19 protein-coding genes and 1 tRNA gene are annotated in these 19,060 nt (G+C 60.4%); 8 read left to right on the top strand and 12 right to left on the bottom strand.

What is annotated here, in order from left to right; genetic code table 11:
* Window positions 1-24: 24 nt before the first annotated feature.
* Complete coding sequence (locus tag IB264_RS04965) at window positions 25-531, bottom strand: outer membrane protein assembly factor BamE (RefSeq protein ID WP_025426531.1); 507 nt, start codon at window positions 529-531, stop codon at window positions 25-27.
* Between the two features lie 138 nt (window positions 532-669).
* Here IB264_RS04965 and IB264_RS04960 point away from each other — a divergent pair, with 138 nt between their 5' ends.
* The 6 genes from IB264_RS04960 to IB264_RS04935 all read left to right on the top strand — a co-directional run bounded on the left by IB264_RS04960 (window position 670) and on the right by IB264_RS04935 (window position 5,202).
* Window positions 670-1,209 carry a ubiquinol-cytochrome C chaperone family protein gene (locus tag IB264_RS04960; protein ID WP_025426532.1) on the top strand — a complete coding sequence of 180 codons (540 nt, stop codon included), beginning with the start codon at window positions 670-672 and terminating at the stop codon, window positions 1,207-1,209.
* Between the two features lie 98 nt (window positions 1,210-1,307).
* Window positions 1,308-1,859, top strand: a complete 552-nt coding sequence (locus tag IB264_RS04955) for a DUF177 domain-containing protein (RefSeq protein WP_025426533.1) — start codon at window positions 1,308-1,310, stop codon at window positions 1,857-1,859.
* A 201-nt stretch (window positions 1,860-2,060) separates the two neighbouring features.
* Window positions 2,061-3,119 (top strand): phosphate acyltransferase PlsX, encoded by a 1,059-nt coding sequence (gene plsX, locus IB264_RS04950; RefSeq protein ID WP_025426534.1) that lies wholly within the window; start codon window positions 2,061-2,063, stop codon window positions 3,117-3,119.
* A 4-nt stretch (window positions 3,120-3,123) separates the two neighbouring features.
* Window positions 3,124-4,095: a beta-ketoacyl-ACP synthase III gene (locus IB264_RS04945; RefSeq protein WP_057211437.1), complete on the top strand. Its 972-nt coding sequence runs from the start codon at window positions 3,124-3,126 to the stop codon at window positions 4,093-4,095.
* Between the two features lie 92 nt (window positions 4,096-4,187).
* A complete protein-coding gene (locus IB264_RS04940; RefSeq protein WP_025426536.1) occupies window positions 4,188-4,526 on the top strand; it encodes an integration host factor subunit alpha in 339 nt (112 codons plus the stop codon).
* Between the two features lie 139 nt (window positions 4,527-4,665).
* Complete coding sequence (locus IB264_RS04935; RefSeq protein WP_025426537.1) at window positions 4,666-5,202, top strand: MerR family transcriptional regulator; 537 nt, start codon at window positions 4,666-4,668, stop codon at window positions 5,200-5,202.
* A 409-nt stretch (window positions 5,203-5,611) separates the two neighbouring features.
* Here the strand turns inward: IB264_RS04935 and IB264_RS04930 are convergent, their stop codons facing one another.
* Entirely contained in the window at window positions 5,612-5,845 is a 234-nt protein-coding gene (locus IB264_RS04930; RefSeq protein ID WP_025426538.1) for a hypothetical protein, read from the bottom strand.
* 344 nt (window positions 5,846-6,189) lie between these two features.
* Here IB264_RS04930 and IB264_RS04925 point away from each other — a divergent pair.
* Window positions 6,190-6,266: transfer RNA gene (locus IB264_RS04925), tRNA-Pro, on the top strand.
* A 110-nt stretch (window positions 6,267-6,376) separates the two neighbouring features.
* On the opposite strand, the gene IB264_RS04920 is transcribed toward IB264_RS04925, so the two are convergent.
* The 7 genes from IB264_RS04920 to IB264_RS04890 form a co-directional block, all read right to left on the bottom strand.
* Window positions 6,377-7,219: a glycosyltransferase family 2 protein gene (locus IB264_RS04920; RefSeq protein ID WP_025426539.1), complete on the bottom strand. Its 843-nt coding sequence runs from the start codon at window positions 7,217-7,219 to the stop codon at window positions 6,377-6,379.
* An 11-nt stretch (window positions 7,220-7,230) separates the two neighbouring features.
* Window positions 7,231-8,145 carry a glycosyltransferase family 2 protein gene (locus IB264_RS04915; protein ID WP_025426540.1) on the bottom strand — a complete coding sequence of 305 codons (915 nt, stop codon included), beginning with the start codon at window positions 8,143-8,145 and terminating at the stop codon, window positions 7,231-7,233.
* Window positions 8,146-8,408: 263 nt separating this feature from the next.
* Entirely contained in the window at window positions 8,409-9,593 is a 1,185-nt protein-coding gene (locus IB264_RS04910) for a glycosyltransferase (RefSeq protein ID WP_025426541.1), read from the bottom strand.
* A gap of 2 nt (window positions 9,594-9,595) precedes the next feature.
* Window positions 9,596-10,840: an O-antigen ligase gene (locus tag IB264_RS04905; protein WP_025426542.1), complete on the bottom strand. Its 1,245-nt coding sequence runs from the start codon at window positions 10,838-10,840 to the stop codon at window positions 9,596-9,598.
* Window positions 10,837-12,399, bottom strand: a complete 1,563-nt coding sequence (locus IB264_RS04900) for an undecaprenyl-phosphate glucose phosphotransferase (RefSeq protein ID WP_025426543.1) — start codon at window positions 12,397-12,399, stop codon at window positions 10,837-10,839. Before IB264_RS04900 ends, IB264_RS04905 begins: the two co-directional genes overlap by 4 nt.
* A 56-nt stretch (window positions 12,400-12,455) precedes the next feature.
* Window positions 12,456-13,628, bottom strand: a complete 1,173-nt coding sequence (locus IB264_RS04895) for a glycosyltransferase family 4 protein (RefSeq protein WP_025426544.1) — start codon at window positions 13,626-13,628, stop codon at window positions 12,456-12,458.
* Window positions 13,629-13,633: 5 nt separating this feature from the next.
* Window positions 13,634-14,209 (bottom strand): polysaccharide biosynthesis/export family protein, encoded by a 576-nt coding sequence (locus IB264_RS04890; RefSeq protein WP_025426545.1) that lies wholly within the window; start codon window positions 14,207-14,209, stop codon window positions 13,634-13,636.
* 206 nt (window positions 14,210-14,415) lie between these two features.
* Here IB264_RS04890 and IB264_RS04885 point away from each other — a divergent pair, with 206 nt between their 5' ends.
* Complete coding sequence (locus IB264_RS04885; protein ID WP_025426546.1) at window positions 14,416-16,611, top strand: exopolysaccharide transport family protein; 2,196 nt, start codon at window positions 14,416-14,418, stop codon at window positions 16,609-16,611.
* Window positions 16,612-16,635: 24 nt separating this feature from the next.
* On the opposite strand, the gene IB264_RS04880 is transcribed toward IB264_RS04885, so the two are convergent.
* The 3 genes from IB264_RS04880 to IB264_RS04870 form a co-directional block, all read right to left on the bottom strand.
* On the bottom strand, window positions 16,636-17,883 hold the full coding sequence (locus tag IB264_RS04880; RefSeq protein WP_025426547.1) for a GNAT family N-acetyltransferase: 1,248 nt from the start codon (window positions 17,881-17,883) through the stop codon (window positions 16,636-16,638).
* 138 nt (window positions 17,884-18,021) lie between these two features.
* A complete protein-coding gene (locus tag IB264_RS04875) occupies window positions 18,022-18,765 on the bottom strand; it encodes a metallophosphoesterase (protein WP_025426548.1) in 744 nt (247 codons plus the stop codon).
* Between the two features lie 16 nt (window positions 18,766-18,781).
* Window positions 18,782-18,994, bottom strand: coding sequence for a DUF2842 domain-containing protein (locus IB264_RS04870; protein ID WP_025426549.1), 213 nt, complete (start codon window positions 18,992-18,994; stop codon window positions 18,782-18,784).
* Window positions 18,995-19,060: the final 66 nt, after the last annotated feature.

Here is a 19,060-nt window from a genome sequence, read left to right as displayed (position 1 = left end):
CCTTTTCTTTGCGATCGGGTGAACTTAGTTGCCGAAGTCCTTGAACAGGCTTCGCGCTGCAGCCTGTCCGGCGCCGGGGCCGGTCAGCAACTGGCCGAGGAAGCTCGTTTCCTTGCCGCCGGTCGGCGTCGTACGCGTCAGCATGTCGAAGACCTTGCCGTCCTTGAGCGTGTAGTGCGCGAGCTGGCTGACCGTGCCTTCCTTGTCGAAATAGACGGCAAGAATCGACTGGTCGACGAGCTGCGGCTTCATGAACGCGACAGGCCGTTTGCGGGTCTGCGAGATGTAGTAGAATACCTCGTTGTCGAAGGTCGCGGTCGTCGACGGTGTGCCGAGCGAAAGCATGACCTGTTCACGGCTGGAACCGACCGGAACGAGATTTAGCGTTTCCTGGTCAACCACATAACCCTGGTGGAGAACTTCACCGACATTAGCGGACTGGCAGGCGGAGAGAGCAATGGTGCTAACAGTCGCTACGGCCGCAACTCGGCCTAGGACCTTCAAATTTGTTCTGAAAAACCGCTTCGTCAACGACAGCTCCCTTTGGAGTAACGATGGCATATCCGCCATTGCAATTCGTGCATGCTTCGGTAAACCAGCTTCGGCTATCATGCAACAACGTCATGGGCGCTTGCGCGCATTTCGAGAAAGCCAAAGCTGGGCTTTGTGATGATTTTTGGACTGTTCAAAAGAAAAAGCGGCAATATTGCGATTGTCGAACGGCAATATGCATTGTTGACCGCGGCGGCACGTCAGCCGCACCTCTATACGGACCTCGACGTGCCCGACACGGTGATGGGGCGTTTCGAGATGCTGTCGGCCGTGCTGATCCTTTATTTCCGGCGCACGCGCGGGTCGGCGCGCGCCGGCCAGGAGATCGCTCAGGAGATCGTCGACGCCTTCTTCGAGGATGTCGACCATTCGATCCGCGAGCTTGGCGTCGGTGATGCCGGCGTGCCGAAGAAGATGAAGAAGCTGGCCGGAATGTTCTATGGCCGGCTCGAATCCTATGCGGCGGCACTCGAAGGTCGAGATGCGTCCTCGCTTGCTGCGGCGCTGAAGCGTAACTTCTATCCGAAGGGCGATCAGGGTGAGCCGGGGATGGATGGCCTGGCTGCCTATCTCCTCTCTGTCGAGGAGCGGCTCGCGACTGAACCGGAAGAGCGCGTCGAAACCGGCCAGTTGCGCATCCCCACCGCCGGAGAGTAAGAGACGCCATCGATGCCCGTGCGCCCTTGAACCTGGCGTGCGGCACTATCCGCGAAGAGCGTGCCGGCAACGGCGCCCGCGCGAGGAAGGATCTGATCATGAAAGACGATAGCCGACCGGCATTCTCCTACCCGGTGAAGGTCGGGCATATCTCGGCCAATGCCGTGACCGTGCGGCTCTCGGCAAACGAGAGCGAACGGCAAGCGCTTGCCGAACTCTGGGATGTGCGCGAAGTCCTGTCGCTTTCAGCGGATCTGCAGATCGCGCGCTGGAAGAAGGACGGTGTCAAGATCAAGGGTGACGTTACCGCTCGGATCGTGCAGTCCTGCGTCGTGACCCTCGAGCCAGTCGAGGCCGATATCAAGGAATCCATCGATTCTATCCTCGTACCGGAAGGATCGAGGCTCGCCCGCCAGGCCAGCAATGATGGCGGTGAGATGATCCTCAGCCCCGACGGCCCCGATATCCCCGATACCTTTACCGGCGACACGATCGATGCCGGCGTCGTCGTCAGCGAGCATGTGGCGCTGGCGATCGAACCTTATCCGCGCAAACCGGGCGTGACTTTCGGTGCGCGCATCGAAAGCACGGCGGCCGACGACGAGAAGCCGAACCCGTTTGCAGCGCTGAAGGACTGGAAAAAGGACTGAGGCCGCCAAAGCCTCCCCTACAATTCGGTTGTCACGCGGGCGAAAAGCAGTATTTTGGCCCGACTCCGGCCAAATGAGCCGCCGCAGCGACCTGCCGCGTGCCTGGCTCAAGCGTCAGAAGCAATATGTATCGTCGTTGCGTTCGAAAGCGTGCGCCACGGCAGCACGTGTTGTGTGGCAGGAAAAAAGGATAAGACACGCGTGGTCAGAATTTCTCTTGACGTGATGGGCGGCGACTATGGTCCTGAAGTCGTCATCCCGGGCGCCGCACGGGCGCTTGAACGTCATCCGGACATAAGGTTTGTCCTGTTCGGCATAGAAGCGCAATGCGCTGATATCTTGGCCAAACACCCCAAGCTCAAGGCCAATAGCACCTTCCACGATTGCGAGATCGCAGTCGCCATGGATGAGAAGCCGAGCCAGGCGCTGAGGCGCGGCCGCGGCAAGTCGAGCATGTGGCGGGCGATCGATGCGATCAACGCCGGTGAGGCCGACGTCGTCGTCTCGGCCGGCAATACCGGCGCGCTGATGGCCATGTCGGTCTTCTGCCTGCGCACGATGCGGGGCATCCAGCGCCCGGCGATCGCCGCGATCTGGCCGACGCTCAAGGGCGAGAGCATCGTGCTCGACGTCGGCGCCACCATCGGTGCCGATGCGCAGCAGCTCATGGATTTCGCGCTGATGGGCGGCGCCATGGCACGAGCGTTGTTCGAGATAGAACGCCCGACCGTCGGCCTGCTCAATGTCGGCGTCGAAGAAATCAAGGGCCAGGAAGAAGTCAAGGAAGCCGGGCGCCTCATCCGTGACGCCAATATCGAAGGCTTCGATTATTACGGTTTCGTCGAAGGCGACGATATCGGACGCGGCACCGTCGACGTAGTTGTCACCGAGGGCTTCTCCGGCAATATCGCGCTCAAGGCCGCCGAAGGAACGGCGCGACAGATCGCCGAATATCTCCGCGCGGCCATGTCGCGCACGCTGATGGCCAAGATCGGCTACATCCTGGCCAAAGGTGCCTTCGACCGCCTGCGCGAAAAAATGGACCCGCGCAAGGTTAATGGCGGCGTCTTTCTCGGCCTCAATGGTGTCGTGATCAAGAGCCATGGTGGCGCCGATGGCGAGGGCTTTGCGGCCGCTATCGACGTCGGCTATGACATGGTGAAAAATGGCCTGAAGGCGAAGATCGAGATCGATCTGGCGAAGTACCATGGCGCCGAGCCGCCGAGCGCGCTTCCCGCCGGCATGAATGATGAGGTTTGAATAAATGATCCGTTCCGTCGTTCGCGGCTTCGGTGCAGCGTTGCCGAAGCGCATTGTCACCAATCAGGAGCTGGAATCCAAGGTCGATACGTCAGACGAGTGGATCGTGCAGCGCACCGGCATCCGCCAGCGCTACATCGCCGGCGAAGGCGAAACCACGGCGTCGCTTGGCGAGGCCGCTGCACGCGCAGCACTGGACAATGCCGGGCTGACGGCGGCTGATCTCGACCTGATCATTCTGGCGACGTCAACGCCAGACAACACCTTTCCGGCAACTGCGGTCAACATTCAGAACCGGCTCGGCATGCACCATGGCGCGGCCTTCGATCTGCAGGCGGTCTGTTCGGGCTTCATCTACGCGGTAACGACGGCGGACGCCTATATCCGTGGTGGGCTGGCAAGGCGTGTTCTGGTGATCGGTGCCGAGACGTTCTCACGCATTCTCGATTGGTCCGATCGCACGACCTGCGTGCTCTTCGGCGATGGCGCTGGCGCGATCATCCTGGAAGCCCAGAAAGGCGAGGGCACGATTGCCGATCGCGGCGTGCTCACTGCCAAGTTGCGCTCCGATGGTGCGCATCGCGAAAAGCTTTATGTCGATGGCGGACCATCGACAACGGGTACCGTCGGCCATCTCAAGATGGAAGGCCGCGAAGTCTTCAAGCATGCCGTCGGCATGATCACCGACGTGATCGAGGCCGCCTTCGAGGCCACGGGAACGACGGCGGAAGACATCGATTGGCTCGTGCCGCACCAGGCCAACCGCCGTATCATCGATGGTTCGGCCAAGAAGCTCGGCATCCCGCTCGATAAGGTTGTGGTAACAGTCGATCTCCATGGCAACACCTCTGCCGCGTCCATTCCGCTGGCTCTGAACACCGCGGCGGCGGACGGCCGGATCAAGAAGGGCGATCTCGTTCTGCTTGAAGCCATGGGGGGTGGCTTCACATGGGGCTCCGTTCTGATACGCTGGTAAAAAATGCTGAGGCAACGCAGGCGCTTGACCGCAAAAGGCAAGGGCAATAGTCTTCGGTCGCTGATCGGCGTGCCAGACATCGGTGGGGGAAGATGAGCGGAAAAACAGTAACACGAGCAGACTTGGCTGAGTCGGTTTTTCGCAAGGTGGGTCTGTCTCGTACAGAGTCTGCCGAGTTGGTGGAAACCGTCATTGACGAAATATGCAACGCAATCGTGCGTGGCGAGAGTGTGAAACTATCCTCCTTCGCGACCTTTCAAGTTCGCGATAAGAACGAGCGCATCGGCCGCAACCCGAAGACCGGTGAGGAAGTGCCGATTTCGCCGCGGCGGGTGATGACCTTCAAGGCGTCTAACGTCCTGAAGCAGCGGGTGTTGAAATCGCATCTGAGCCGCAAGGCCAAGCTGAAGCCGGCCTCTCCCGTATCGTAAGCGGAGGTCGGCAACCACAATGTGGTTGAAAACCCATCCATAAGCCGTTGAAATGGAGCCGATTCGTGCGATCATCGCACGACATCGGTTCATTGCGCTTAGGCTTGCCCTGAGTCGCATGACATGGAATGGGAACGAAATGGAAAAAAGCCCCGACGCTTTTCGCACCATCAGCGAGGTCGCCGACGATCTCGATCTGCCGCAGCACGTCCTGCGCTTCTGGGAAACACGCTTCCAGCAGATCAAGCCGATGAAGCGTGGTGGCGGCCGGCGTTATTATCGCCCTGAAGATGTCGACCTGCTGAAGGGCATCCGTCACCTGCTCTATGATCATGGCTACACGATCAAAGGCGTGCAGAAGCTGCTGAAGGCCAACGGCAACAAATTCGTGGCGGCGATCGCCAGCGGCGATCTGGCGACGGTTGAGGCCCTGGCCGCCTCGAGCAACGAGGAGCCGCTACCGCCGAAGGCCGGCTTGTCCGACGAGGATCAGATCGTCGGTCGCGCCAAGGCGCCAGCCAGCCGCCGCTTTTTCTCCTTCGGCGGCGGCAATGACGACGTTCCGGAAATCTCTCTCGGCAAGTCCTCCTCCGTCGGCAAGGAAGATCGGGCGCTGCTTCAAGAGGCGCTTTACGATCTCCTGGAATGCAAGCGTTTGCTTGATCAGGCGCGGTAACTGGCGCCTGCTGATTCGGCAGCGAAGGTTGCGCGTCGGCGAGGCAGAGGCGCAGGCCGCGAAAGTAGAGGGGCTGTGCAGGTCACGCCGGAGGATTGCGGCAACTACGCCGGTCCCGAGCTGATGAAGCACGCCTCGATCCTGTCGCATAGTCGAATCACTTCACCGATGCAGGTGCGCGCTAAGGGTGTTCTTTGGGTGTCCTTTGATGGACTGCACAACTCCTTAAATTGACGGTGATTCAAGGGGGCTGCGGCGGGCCTTTAGCCGTGACTCATTCGACGTACACCCGTCGGCGTTCGCCTGAGAGCGAGAGCTGATCGCAAAGGGACCCCAGGGCCTGAGCTATTTTGCGCGAGGTCCTGATGGTTCTGGAAGATCGCGGATAGGCGGAAAGCGGTCCTGCATGTCAGGCAGCGTTCAGATCCGCAATCTCGCCGAACTGGACCAATAGGCGAGGGCTACTCATGTCGCCGCTTTCTTCGTCCACCTGGACAGCATAGGCGGCGACGCCGACATGCCTCGGCGCCATAGCCGCCGCAACCTTCTCTGCCCCAGCCGCGGTCGTGGCGGCACGCATCTCGCCGGGCGCGAGCCCACCGCGAACGCGTTTAAAGGGCATGATGATAAATTTCTCTGACATGGCAAAGCCTCCAATTTGTTCTACAAATGTTCTGATGCTGGTCAGAAGTCAACGGCTTAATTCTGCGGGAGACCAATCGCTCGTTTGCGCTGCAGAAAGACGGGCCTAGCTGGGTTGCCAGCCCTGTGAAGGGAGGGGCGAAGCGGCGGTGTGGCGACAACCGTTGCCGGCAGTGACCGCCGCGTTCACATGGAGTGTATTCTAGACCGACAATCGCAAAGTTTTGACCTGTGGGACTTCTCGTCCCATTTTCCACTTATCCACGCCGTTTGTTCCTTTTTCCTGCCGGGCCCGAAATTCCCGCTTGCGCTCTAAGCGTTGAGAATATAGGGATTTCCTCGGTCCGGAGCGTAGCGCAGCCCGGTAGCGCACTTGACTGGGGGTCAAGGGGTCGTGGGTTCGAATCCCGCCGCTCCGACCATTTCAATCACCAAGCCCCCAAGGGGTGATTGATAAATTCCTTCGTTTGTTGATTTTCCGTTGTCGCCAACTAGGCGGCTATACGGCGCCGCCAACTCACCCGTCTGAGCGTCAGAGGCCGAAAATCCGATACCTGGTCTTACGCCTGGCATCGTTCCAGCACATGCGGAATAGCATCAATCGGCTGTAGAGGGATGCGGGAGGAAGCTTGTCTTTGAGCTTGTAGCAGCCGATCGTGTATTGCCAGCGAGCTCGAATTTTTGCTGTGATGGATGTCACCATGTATTTTTTGTCCGAACCGGATCCCTCGGTGAATTCGTAGACAGGGCCGTCGGTGTAGGCGACGAGGTCGCGAACGACGAACTCCGTGACGACATAGGAGCTGAGCGCCCAGACCGCGCCTTCGTGCCACCGCTTGAGAACGATCTCGTCGGCTGCAGCAGACCGGAAGACGCCGTAGATCCACTCGGACGGATACATGAGATTCCGCGGGGCTCGGCCGCGTACGTAGCGTTCCTTGAAACGGAAAATGTCCTGGTTCGGCTTGGCGTGTTTTACTTTTGTGCCGTCGACGCGCTCGACGTTGCCCACGGCCAGCATTTTACTTGGATCCGCATCCAGCGATGCGACGAGTTCCTGCAGGAAGTCGGGTGTTGACGTGTCGTCGCACGCGCGAAGGCAGAAGTATTCGCCTTCGCATGCGCCTATTCTGAACGCCTTGGCAAATTGCTCGAGCGCGCTCAGAAAATTGGCGTTCTGAATAACGGAAAATCGCGGATCCCTTGCGCAAAATGCTCTGGCGATCTCTAAGGTGTCGTCGGTCGAGCCATTTTCCAGGATAAGTGCCCTGAAATCGGACAGGGATTGGTCCGCAATGCTCTGCAGACTTCGCTCAAGCGTTTTTGCGCCGTTGTGGACCGGAAAGACGACGACGATCTTGGATTTTTCAGGCATGGCTACACGTGTTACCGTCTGGGCTCAGTTGGAGCAATTGGCGTAATGAAGCCAAGGTCGAGCAACTGCTGCGAGCCGGTAAACTTCAATGAGTCGTCGGACTGTAGCTGCAGCGTCCCTTTTTTCGCGATGACATCCGTCATCTTCGAATACGCAGCCGCATTGTCGAAATATTGCCCGTCGCGTGCAGCCTCCGTTATTTCCTTCTCGTAGTCTGAGAAAAACTTGAAGTGGAGCAGGGCGCCCATCATGCTCGCGAAGTTTCTCCGATATGGAAGCGGTTGATGTATGCTGGGGCCGAAGCGACAGTCATCGTCCCAGTATATCAGGGGGTACTTGATGAGTTCGAGGTCTGCGTCGAATTCTCGTTTGCGCGCTCCGCCCTTGATTGAAATCGCCCGTTTGGTTGTAGACAGCGTGTACCCGGAGCTATCGAGGTGGTCCGCGATTTCCCAAGGCGCGCGCGAGCTCAGCAGATTGGCGTCCGCTTTAGATAGGTCGATGGGATACATATCGAGCATGGGCGCCGGCAGTCTCAGCGCGCCTGCCTTTTCAAGACAGTGTATAACAGACCAGAGTGTCCTGGTTTCGAACCCGTCATAGACGAGGAATTCATCGGAATCGACATTGACGTACCACCTTGGGCCGCCATAGAGGCCCAAAAGTGTCTCGCGCCATGCTCGGCCGCGGCGTGCGTCCTTGTAGCGGACAGGCGAAACCCACAGGTCCACATCGTCCTGTTTGAGGAGGAATTCTCTTGTTCCGTCCGTGGAGACGTCGTCCACGCAAATGAAGCGCGTTACACCTAGCTGCCGATAGTGCGAAAGGAATGCGGGAACCAGCTTTGCGTCGTTGTGCGTCAGGAAAACAAGCGGAAGTTCGTCGGGATATAGTGACGTTTGGCCGTGATGACTGACGCAACGCAGGCTAACGGATGTCGCTTTGCGCCGTTCGCGCCGTTCGACCTTCAGCGTTTCATACCAAGTGGAGAGACGCTCCAGTACCCCCCTGTCAGCGATCGAAGTCGCGTCGGCTTGAGCCCTGAAGGGATAGTTGATTTCGGCCATTCCCGCCCCAGTATAGCTTCCAGATATTATTTCGACTTAGATGAAAAGCTACGGTTTCGCAATGTTTGCGGTATGCCTACATGTCGTCATGCAGGTCGTCGTCCCAAAACCGTGTTATGTAATCAGGCGGTTACCCTGATACGTCGTCGTTCCGCCAGCTTCCAATAGAGCATCTCGGTTTGGTCGAGCATCGCGTCGAGCGTGAAGCGCTCCTTGAGGCTGTCGGCTGCCGCCGCGAGCTTCCTGAAGGTGGCTGGCGTAGCGGACGCAGCCATAGTCTTGGCAAGTTCCGAGATATCGTCGGTATTCTGCACGATGAAGCCGTTGTGACCATCCTCGATCACGGTTCGTGCGCCGCCGATATCGCTGGCAATGATCGGCTTTCCGGCCGCCGCCCCCTCCAGCATGACGTAGGACATCGCCTCGTAGCGGCTCGGCATGACCAGCACATCGAAGGCAGGGGCCGCTTGCGGACCTGTGAATGCGGATGTCAGATGCATCCGGTTCTGTAGGCCGCTCTCGGAAATGGCGGTGCGAACCGTGCCTTCGAGCTCGCCGGCGCCAACCATGACGAGATGACTGTCTTTCACCGTCGCGGCGATGTTCTTAAAGGCGGCAACGAGCCGTTCGGGTGCCTTCTGCGCGGTCAGCCGGCCGATGAACCCGAAGACAAATGCGTTCGGCGCAATGCCGAAACTAGCCCTTATGGTCGTTGCCATATCCCGTGAGGGCGGAGCAACGCCATTGACGATCACCGACATCCGCTCCTCCGGCATGTATAGCGAAACGGCGTGGGAGCGCTCGTCGTCGGACACACAGATGAGATGGTCGGTATAGAACCAGGCGAGACCCCATTCGATCGCGCCATAGATCAGCCTGCCGCCGCGTCCCAGTGTCGGATCCAGCGTACGGAAAGCGTGCGGCGTGTAGATGCGCGGCAAATGGCGACCGGGCAAGCGCAGGCGCGTCAACGCTCCGGCCTTGGAGCTGTGGCCGTGAACGATATCGAAAGGGCCATGATCGCGCATAATACGACGCAGCGTCAGGAAGGCTGGGATGTCGGTGGGCCCTGGGGCACGCTTCATGTCGACGGCGTGAACAGCGGGAAGGCCAATAGCCTTCAGCTCGCGCACGAAACTTTCCTCGGCTCGCACCGGTGAGTAGACCGCCTCGACGTGATGCCCGCGGAGATGCATGCCGCGGCAGAGATCGATGAAATGCCGGCCCGATCCGCCACCGCTCGGCTCGAGGACTTCGAGCAGGCGCAGCGGCGCGGCGGCGGGGCGATTTGGCAAAGGATATTCCATGTTCATTGCTGCCATCCGGCCCGCATTGTTCGACGATGGCGGTATTCGAGGGCGGCACATCCCCAGATGATGCCGAGAAGCATGTAGAAATGACGCCAGTGATCGGTATCGATGACATTGCCGACGCCCACATGACCGATCAGCGCGACCCAGGCGATCATCAGATAAACCTGCCAGGGGCGCTCGAGCAGCAGGAAGCGGAAACCGAGCGACAGCGTCCAGATGATAAGCGTGACGTAGCTGACGAAACCGAGCCAGCCGTAGGATGTCAGCGACTTCAGCCAGACGTTATGTTCGTCCTCGGGAAAGATCGTGCTGAAGACCATCGGACCGATGCCGAGCGGTTTCTCCATCGACATCAGGAAACCGATGCGGTGACGGTCGAAGCGGCCGAGGTGGCCGCCGTCATAGTCCTGCACGAGCTGCGAGCGGCTGGAAAAGAGCGTTGCCACCTGCTCCGATTGCAGCGCGGCCAGCAGGGCGCCGACAACAAAGACACCGCCGACCAGGGCGACGACGAGGATGCGCAGGCGGAAGAGGCCGTTGCGCTCCTTGAGCAGCATCACGAAGACGAAGGCAACCACGCAGAAAAGGTTGAGCGCCCATGCAGCACGCGAGAACGACAGGAACACGCCGAGCGCCAGCACCAGAAGCGCGGCGATCTTGGGCGGGGCCTTGTGGATCGGCTGCGTCAACAACCCGTGGATTAGATAGAGTGCGGGAACCGACAGGAATGGGCCGAACACGTTCGGGTCCTGGAAGGCGCCTTTGGCCCGGTCGTAGAGTGTGAAGTTTTCAGCGCCCGGGATTGCGCCGAAGTAGCCGAGAATACCAAGCAGGGCGGTCAGGACGGCAGCCGTGACCCAGGCGTTGAAGATCAGCCGGAGCCGCTGATAGCGATCCTCGATGATGGCGGCGTAAAAGACCGCCGACAGCGCCAGAAATCCGGAGACCGCCATGTACATCGGCCCCTTGGTCAGGTCGACCATCGTCATCAGCGACAGGATCCCGCCGATCATGAACAGGGTGAGCAGAGTAAGAAGCGGCGCGACATAGCGCGAGATTTTCAGGCCGAAGAGCGCCCAGAGCCCAATGAGGACCACCAGGAATAGCTCGTAGGGCGCTGGTTCGGCAATCACGAAACCCGACAGAAACACCACAAGCGCAACCAGCCATGAGCCGAAGAGCGAAAGCGCGGCGAGCTGGGGTCTAAAGACGATCGGCGGTGGTGTGTCGACGGTGCTCAATAGGCATTTTCCGTGTTGAGCAGCCGGAACGGTGTCAGGAACAGGATCTTCAGGTCGAAGAGCAGCGACCAGTTCTCGATGTAGTGGAGGTCGAAGGCCGTGCGCAGGCGGATCTTGTCGTCACTGTCGATCTCGCCGCGCCAGCCGTTGATCTGCGCCCAGCCGGTGACCCCGGGCTTGACGCGGTGACGGGCGAAATAGCCTTCGACGACGTCGGAATAGGTGCGGTTCTGCGTCTGCGCTAGCACGGCATGCGGGCGCGGGCCGACGAGCGAGAGCTCGCCCTTGAGCACGTTGAAGATCTGCGGCAGTTCGTCGATCGAGGACTTGCGGATGAAACGCCCAACCGGCGTGACGCGGGGGTCGCCCTTCGTCACAGCGTTGCGGGCGCTCGGGTCGCTCAAATGCGTGTACATCGAGCGGAACTTGTAGACCTCGATGGTCTCGTTGTTGAAACCGTGGCGCTTCTGCTTGAAGATGATGGGGCCGGGCGAGGTGGCTTTGACCGCGATCGCAGCCCCCAGCATCACCGGCCACAACAACACCAGGGCGACGATGCTGAAGAAGATGTCGAAGCCACGCTTGGCGACGGAATCCCAGTCTGCGATGGGTTTGTCGAAGATATCCAGCATCGGCACTTCACCGACGTGGGAATAACTGCGCGGCCGGAAGCGCAGGTTGTTGGCGTGCGCTGCAAGACGGATGTCGACCGGCAGTATCCAGAGCTTCTTCAGGAGCTGCAGGATGCGTTTCTCCGCCGTCAACGGCAGCGAGATGATCAACATGTCGATGCGCGCCAGGCGCGCGAATTCCACCAGCTCGTCGACCGTTCCGAGCTTGGGGTAGCCGGCGATGACATTCGGAGACCGACGTTCGTCGCGATCGTCGAAGATGCCACAGATCCTGATGTCGTTGTCGGTCTGATGTTCGAGTGTGCGGATCAGATCCTTGGCCGGCTGGCCGCCGCCGACGACGACGGCACGACGCTCCATCGTTCCGTTGCGGGCCCAATGCCGGATGGAATAGGCAATGAATGCGCGTTCTGCCACGAGGAAGAGCGCACCGGCGACGAACCAGCCGCCGAACCACACACGCGAATATTGATGACCGGACTTTAGAAAGAAAAGCGCGATGGCAATGCCGCCGAATGCGATCGCCCAAGAGGCGAGGATACGCGGAGTAAAGCGCAACCAGGCGCGAAGAGCAGGGACCTGGTAGGTGTCGGCGATCTGCATCGCGGCAACGGCTAGTGCGGAGCCACCAACGAGGATCGTCAGGTAAAGCGGCAGCTGATCGAAGCCGGGCTGCACATAAAGCGCATTGATGACATAGCCGATGGCGAACAGTGCGCAGAACTCGAAAAGACGCATCAGGCCCATGATCATGGCGGGCGAATAGGTGTCTGCGCGGAATTGTTCGGCAATCTGTCGGGCGAGGGGGTTGAGTTCCGTCGACGGTTCGTCACCGGCTTTTTCGTCCGGCGCACGGGTACGGATCTCCGAAATCTTCTTGCGAAGCGCTTCGGGGTCGAAGGCTTCCGACCGCTTAAACTCGTTCATGGCTTCCTTCCGGCACTGAAGTCCGCACGGGATAGCAGAAAGCCACTAAGAAACGCTTACGTTGCAACCTGAGGCCTTATCGGAGCCGATTGGTCCCGGCACAAATCCCGGTAGAGCCGCAGCACCTCCGCCGTCATGACCGAGGCCGCGAAGCGGGACTTGAATGTCTTCGGGTCGGGCATCACGCGCGCCGACCAGTCCTTCTCGACGATTGCAGAAGCCATGATCGTGGCAAGTGACTGCGCGTCTGCCGCTTCGGCAAGAGCTGCGCTGTGCTTGCCGAGGATTTCCGGTATGCCGCCGACGCGGCTGGCAATCACCGGCTTTTGCGCCGCGAGCGCCTCGAGCACGATATAGGGCATGGATTCTGCCCGGGATGGAATGACGATGTTTCGTGCCAGCGCAAAGGCTTCGCGGGCGTTCATGGCAGGGCGCATGGTGATCCGTCGCCCGAGGCCCTGCTCGAACGTGAGGTCGCGGTATTCTTGCTGCTGTGGGCCGTCGCCGACCATCAACGCCGAGAGCGGCCGCCCGACAAGCCGTTCCGTGCGGGCAAAGGCATCCACAAAAAGATCGGGACCCTTCAGGTCCCGCATCATGCCGATATAGAGGAAGTCGACCGCATCCGGCCGCGCCTCTACGGCCTCGAACTCGCGATCGTCGATGCCGTTGTAGATCAGCTCGTAGTGCTCGCGCGGCTCGCCGACCTTGGAAAAATAAGTCTGGCGCTCGAAGTCGCAGACGAAGACGAGCGCGTCGGTCAGGCGTTCCTGAAGCCGCTCCAGCGGGAAGACGATCCGCCCGACAAACGACTTCGGGCTGTAGTGGAGACTGCCACCGTGCGGGGAATAGAGGCGGGCTACGCGATACCTGTTGACCCGCAAGGCTGAACCGATGAGGCGGGCTATGGCGCCACCTTTGGCGCCGTGCCCATGCAGCACATCCGGTTGCAAACTTCTGATTTCCTTGTAACAGCGCCAGAGCGCGGCAAAATCCCTTGGGCCGATCGAGCGATGGATCGGCATGCGGACGAGGCCCAGCGCCAGATAGGGCCGGATTCCGTCGAAGAGCGAATCCTCATAGGATCCGCCAGTGGTACTGTCGCAGAGGATGCCGACCTCATGACCCGCCGCCGCGTGCGCCTCCGCCAGCTCGCGCACATGGCGGAAAATACCACCGACGGGCGATCTGAAGCAGTGAATGATGCGCAAGGGACGCTGCGGCTGCATCGAGATCAGAACAGCCGTTCGCGAATGTAAATCGTATCGCCAGCCAGTACGGCATCGGTAATCGGCACGCGACCGGTGATGATCCGGCCGTTGATTTTACGCGTGACGTCGGCGCTGGCCTGGTTGGCCCGCGGCGAGAAGCCGCCGGCAACCGCAATCGCGTTCTGTATCGTCATTCCCGGCACATAGGCATATTGTCCTGCCTGGCCGACTTCGCCCATGATGAAGACCGAGCGATAGCGATCGACTTCGATGGTGACATCCGGATCGCGCAGATAGCCCTGTTTCAACTTTGCGGCGATCATGCCTTCGAGTTCGGGCAGCGTGTGGCCGCGCGAGGCGACGGTGCCGATCAGCGGAAAGGCAACATAGCCTGCCTGATCGACCGTGTAGGTACCACTTAGGCCTGCCTGCTCGAATACGTTGATGCGCAGCCGGTCGCCGCTGTCCAGCCGATAGGGCTGGATCGTTGCTTCGCTGAACGCTTTGGGTGCCGGCTGATAGCTTGTGCAGCCGCCGAGCAACATCGACAGTGCTGCCACCGTAATAGCGAGACCCGTCTTCATACCTGCGGTTGACATGCTGCTCTTCGGCTCCGGAAACGACCACCTCTCTCGCCGTTATCGATCCGTTAGGGTTAATAGCTGGTAAACTCGCGGTAGAATTTTCAACGGGGGACCTGCGGCAGAGGAGGGGCGAAATCGCCCAGAGGTTGAGCAGCCATTAACCCTTGCGTTACCATGTTCATTTACCTTCCAGCGAGATTTTAAGGTTCGGAGCCAGAAGCATGTCGGGAAACGGCAGCGGACAACAGGATGTGGATATCGATCTCGGCGGGCTGTTCCGCGCCGTGTGGGATCGACGCGTCAAGGTATTGCTCGCCACTGCGTGTGTTGCAGCGCTCGCTTTCGGCGCCGCGAAGATGATCGCACCGGACTATCAGAGCGAGACGCGCGTCCTCATCGAATCGCGGGAGCCTGAATTCAGCGGCTCCAACCAGAACGCGCAGACAGGGTCCGACCGCGTCTTCGACGAATCCGGCATTCTGAGCCAGGTTCAGGTGCTGCGTTCGGCCGACCTGATCAAGCAGGTCGCGCGCAACATGAAGCTACACGAGCAGAAGGAGTTTGATCCTTCGGCCGCACCTTCGGCGGTTTCCGACCTGATGGTCATGCTGGGCCTGAAGAAGAACCCACTGGAAATGCCGCCCGAAGAGCGGGTGCTGAAGGAGTTCACATCGAAACTGCAGGTCTATCAGGTCGAGAAGTCGCGCGTGATCGCGATCGCCTTTACCTCGAAGGATCGACAGTTGGCGGCTGCGATCCCGAACGAGATGGCAAAGGTATTCCTTTCGCTGCAAAGCGGCGCGAAGCTCGACACCAATTCTGAAGCCAGCCGTTGGCTTGAGCCGGAGATCGCCAATCTGCGCGAGAAGGTGCGGGATGCCGAAGCCAAGGTGGCGGCCTATCGTTCGTCGTCCGATCTGTTGCCAACCGGCGAGACCACGAATTTCGCAACCCGGCAACTCACGGATATCTCGACCGAGCTGACCCGCGTGCGTGGCGAGCGGGCTAATGCCGAGGCGCGCGCCGAAGGTGTGCGGGCGGCGCTGGCGAGCGGCCGCGAGGCTGATACCATCGCCGACGTCGTTGGTTCGCCGATGATACAGCGCCTCAAGGAGACGGAAGCAAACCTGCAAGGGCAGGTGGCTGACCTTTCGACCACGCTTCTGGACGGCCATCCGCGGCTGAAGGCCCTGAAATCGCAGGTCGAAGGTATCAGGGCGCAGATCCGCTCAGAAACCCGCAAGATCCTCAGCAGTCTGGAAAACGAGGCGAAGGTCGGCGAGTTGCGCGAGCAACAGCTGACGCAGCAGCTCAACGCGCTCAAGGCCAAATCGGCCCAGGCCGGCGAGGAAGAGGTGGGCCTGCGTGCACTCGAGCGCGAGGCGACCGCCCAACGGCAACTGCTCGAGACCTATCTGGCGCGCTATCGCGAAGCGACGTCGCGCACGGTCGAGAATGCAACGCCCGCCGATGCGCGTGTCATTTCAAGCGCGGTCGTCCCCACCGGCGCCAGCTTCCCGAAGGTGATGCCGATCACCATCGTTGCGGCACTTGCGACCTTTCTTCTGAGCTGCATCATCATCATGCTCGGGGAGTTGTTCAGCGGTCGTGCACTGCGGCCGGTGTCAGTCGGTGCCGAGCGGCCGCCGGCACGTTCGCGGCCGGCCATTGCCGCCGTCGCTGCTGCTGCTGATGGTTTCGATGAGAAGAAGCTCAACATCTCGCCTGCATTGAACGACGCCATCGATCTGCCACCGTTGGCGCCACTGGCCGAGGACGAGACGGACGATGTTGTCGACGACCCGAGCGGCGAGACGGCCGAACCGGATTTCTCGATCGAGGCGGTTGCCGATCACCTGCGTGAAAACGCAGTGCGGATCGCAATCTCTGTTTCGCCCGGTGGCGACGAGGGGTCGACGGCGACGGTGATGCTGGCGCGTCTGATCGCGGAGGAAGATCGCAAGGTCGTGTTGATCGACCTCACAGGTTCGGCCTGCCCGACCCGCCTGATGGCGCGTTCGGCGCAACTGCCTGGCATCACCAACTTGCTGGCCGGCGAGGTGGCGTTCACCGAAACCATTCATGCCGATCGGTTCTCCGACGCGCACATCATTCCGCAAGGCGATGCCGATCCGCGGCTCGCAATGCGCGGCATCGAGCGCCTGCAGATGATCATCGATGCGTTGACCAATGCCTATGATCTGGTGCTGGTCGAATGCGGACCGGCCGACGAGGGAGCCGTCGACAAGATTGCCCGCCGCGACGGCGCGGAAATCATCCTGTCGGCGCCGGCGGTTAGCGAAGAGAGAATCATTGAAGTCCTGACCGGCTTCGGCGAGGCCGGCTACCGGGACATCGTGTTGATGACTGGGCGGGGTGAACCCGGCCCGGATTATCCCGACCGCCACGCGGCCTGAGCCGAGGCGCGCTAACGGCGCTGCTTATTCGCTATCGATCTCGCCGGTCTGTCGATCGGTCTTCCGCTTGCGGCTCCGCACCCGCTGGAAGAATGAATAGGCGGCCCTGTTGGCCTTGATCGCCACTTTCGCCTGCACCAATGCCCGGTGGTAGCCGGCTGCAAACCGGCCGCGCACCGTCAGCGGCAGGACGATGTCCCTGAGCGGCGTCTCGACTGTACACCACGAGCGTTTGTAGGGCTGGTCTCCGACGCCGAAGTCGAAGAGCGCCGCGCCCTCGCCGCAAAGCCTTTGGATCATTCTGTAGAACAAGAGCTCGCCCGGGCTGGCGTCGCCTGCCAATTCCTGGTCGATGGAGCCGAATTGACAGATGACATGATCGGCCTTTCGCGACAGACTGGCGACGGCCACAATCCGCCCGCCATGTTCGCCTTTAAGGCGGATGGCATTGAGTTCGAGCAGTCGTTCGTCAGCTGCGCCGCAACTGCCCGCGACTGCGTGAAAGAACGTTCTGGTCGGGGCGCCCTGAAAGACATCGGGAAGTCCGAGAGCTGCAAAACGAGTGGCCTTCTGGCGAAAAAAGACGTCGAGCAACGACCGCGCTTCGCAGGGATCCTGCGCAATGACGTAGTCGTACCCCCCGAGAGCCTCGAGCCGCCGCTCGGAGATCCGCATCTTCTTGCGCCGCCGTTTGGCATTGACCTGTGCCAGCGTGCGTTCGAAGCTCGAAAACAGCGGCAGCTGAAACGAGGAATTCTGGTTCTTGATGCCGGGTAGGTTCGCAAACGGGCTTGCGGTTCCGCGCCAGGCAAGCGGCGTCTTTTCGAGCGCCACGAGATCGACTTTATGGCGCAGCCGATGAGTGAGTTCGCGCGCCAGTCGGTCAGCGAAGTCGTTTCGGGGAAGGGTCAGCGCATCTGCCGCGAAAAGTCCGGTATTGAGATTGCTGTGGGGCGCACCGACAAACCGCGCCGTGTTGAACAGGCGACCGGGCACGAATTCAAGAGGCAGGATGAACAGCAATTCGCCATCAAGGGCGCCGCGAACGACCTGCAACTCGCTGTCATGAGCCTGCGCCCATGCCGCGCACCAGTCGTAGCCTTGATGCAGGGAGTTGAAAGACAGCGCTTCCAGCGACCGCCATTCCTGCTCCAGCGGCGCCATCGTATCATGGATGGAGATCTCGAATCGGCTCATGGCGGCATCAGACCGGGACGCAGCGTGTGCGTCTCGATGGCCCGGCCGGCCGATGGTCAGATCTGTGTTCGTCATCGGCAAGGCCGTCCGGATGCTGGTTGCGGCTGCCATTCAACGGCAACTCCGCTACAATCCGTTTAATTCCTGAAATATGACTGCGACCTCCGGGCAACAACCGGCGAATGCAGTTAGCAAAGCATGAAGCCCGGATTGCTACCCACCGAGAAAACCTGTTGCAAGAGCTTGCGCCCATTGCAGGCGGTTTCGCTGCGCGGCAAGCCTTGCCATCGTCTCGTGCTGGTAGGGAACTGTGCGGAACGTGACACTCCAATCATTGCCAACGCTTTCGACGATGGCGTAGCGCGCATCCGGCGAGCCGACTTCAACCTTGTGGGCGACCGGGCTGTCGGCGTCATATCCAGGGCAACCAACGCTGCCGGGGTTGACTACGAGCCGGCCGTCCGCAAGGCGGATCGCTCGGGGAGTGTGCGTGTGTCCGCAGAGAATGACTGGTTGCTTGATGCCTGTAGCGAGGACTTCGATGGCGCTGCGCGCTGCCAGATGGACCACGCCCTCCGCCGTCAATGCTTCGAGCCAGTACGCCTCGTCGCTCGCAGGCGTGCCATGGCAAAGAAAGAATGCATCGCGATAGACGAGGGTGGCCGGCAGGGTCGCTAGCCATTCAAGATGCCGAGGCTGCAATTCCGCATGGGCCGCGCGGTCGGACAACCCCATGCCGGTGGGATCGAGCGTCAGCAGGTATCGGTCATGATTGCCAGAGATCGAGGGGATGTTGCGCGCCATCAGGATATCGGCGGTGCGCGCCGCATTGAGCGGACCGCTGACATGGTCGCCGAGATTGACAATATCGGCGATCCCCAGCGCGTCGATATCGGCAAGCACCGCCTCGAGTGCAAGGTCGTTGCCATGGATATCGGAAATGATCGCAACCTTCATCGAGGTCCCCCTTGGCTCAGCGGTCTTTCGCCGGCTTTTCCATCCACTTGATGATCAGCATCGCCGGCAGCACCCAGAGCAGGCCGGTAAAGAAGAAGTACATCAGATGCACCCACCACGGCGCAGCGCCGAGCAGCAGTGACGCGAAGGTGACGGCGGCGAGCGCATAGACGATGACGAGGATGATGATCAGGATCGTACCGATCAGCTTTCTGAGACGTACGGGCATTTCAATTCTTTCAAATGGCGCGAGATCCGGCCGCGACGGCATGCCGCAAAGGGTTCGGCCTTGTTT

This window comes from Ensifer sp. ENS11 (genome assembly GCF_014851895.1).
GTDB classification, from domain to species: Bacteria; Pseudomonadota; Alphaproteobacteria; order Rhizobiales; family Rhizobiaceae; genus Ensifer; species Ensifer canadensis.
The sequence above is the reverse complement of the archived record's forward strand: the minus strand, read 5'-3'. Positions and strand labels throughout refer to the sequence as shown.

Excerpts from the sequence above, each read along its gene's own strand:
- IB264_RS04960 (WP_025426532.1), top strand. The coding sequence starts at position 670 with ATGATTTTTGGACTGTTCAAAAGAAAAAGCGGCAATATTGCGATTGTC.
- IB264_RS04955 (WP_025426533.1), top strand. The coding sequence starts at position 1,308 with ATGAAAGACGATAGCCGACCGGCATTCTCCTACCCGGTGAAGGTCGGG.
- IB264_RS04945 (WP_057211437.1), top strand. The coding sequence starts at position 3,124 with ATGATCCGTTCCGTCGTTCGCGGCTTCGGTGCAGCGTTGCCGAAGCGC.
- IB264_RS04940 (WP_025426536.1), top strand. The coding sequence starts at position 4,188 with ATGAGCGGAAAAACAGTAACACGAGCAGACTTGGCTGAGTCGGTTTTT.
- IB264_RS04935 (WP_025426537.1), top strand. The coding sequence starts at position 4,666 with ATGGAAAAAAGCCCCGACGCTTTTCGCACCATCAGCGAGGTCGCCGAC.
- IB264_RS04930 (WP_025426538.1), bottom strand. The coding sequence starts at position 5,845 with ATGTCAGAGAAATTTATCATCATGCCCTTTAAACGCGTTCGCGGTGGG.
- IB264_RS04920 (WP_025426539.1), bottom strand. The coding sequence starts at position 7,219 with ATGCCTGAAAAATCCAAGATCGTCGTCGTCTTTCCGGTCCACAACGGC.
- IB264_RS04910 (WP_025426541.1), bottom strand. The coding sequence starts at position 9,593 with ATGGAATATCCTTTGCCAAATCGCCCCGCCGCCGCGCCGCTGCGCCTG.
- IB264_RS04900 (WP_025426543.1), bottom strand. The coding sequence starts at position 12,399 with ATGAACGAGTTTAAGCGGTCGGAAGCCTTCGACCCCGAAGCGCTTCGC.
- IB264_RS04895 (WP_025426544.1), bottom strand. The coding sequence starts at position 13,628 with ATGCAGCCGCAGCGTCCCTTGCGCATCATTCACTGCTTCAGATCGCCC.
- IB264_RS04890 (WP_025426545.1), bottom strand. The coding sequence starts at position 14,209 with ATGTCAACCGCAGGTATGAAGACGGGTCTCGCTATTACGGTGGCAGCA.
- IB264_RS04885 (WP_025426546.1), top strand. The coding sequence starts at position 14,416 with ATGTCGGGAAACGGCAGCGGACAACAGGATGTGGATATCGATCTCGGC.
- IB264_RS04880 (WP_025426547.1), bottom strand. The coding sequence starts at position 17,883 with ATGACGAACACAGATCTGACCATCGGCCGGCCGGGCCATCGAGACGCA.
- IB264_RS04875 (WP_025426548.1), bottom strand. The coding sequence starts at position 18,765 with ATGAAGGTTGCGATCATTTCCGATATCCATGGCAACGACCTTGCACTC.
- IB264_RS04870 (WP_025426549.1), bottom strand. The coding sequence starts at position 18,994 with ATGCCCGTACGTCTCAGAAAGCTGATCGGTACGATCCTGATCATCATC.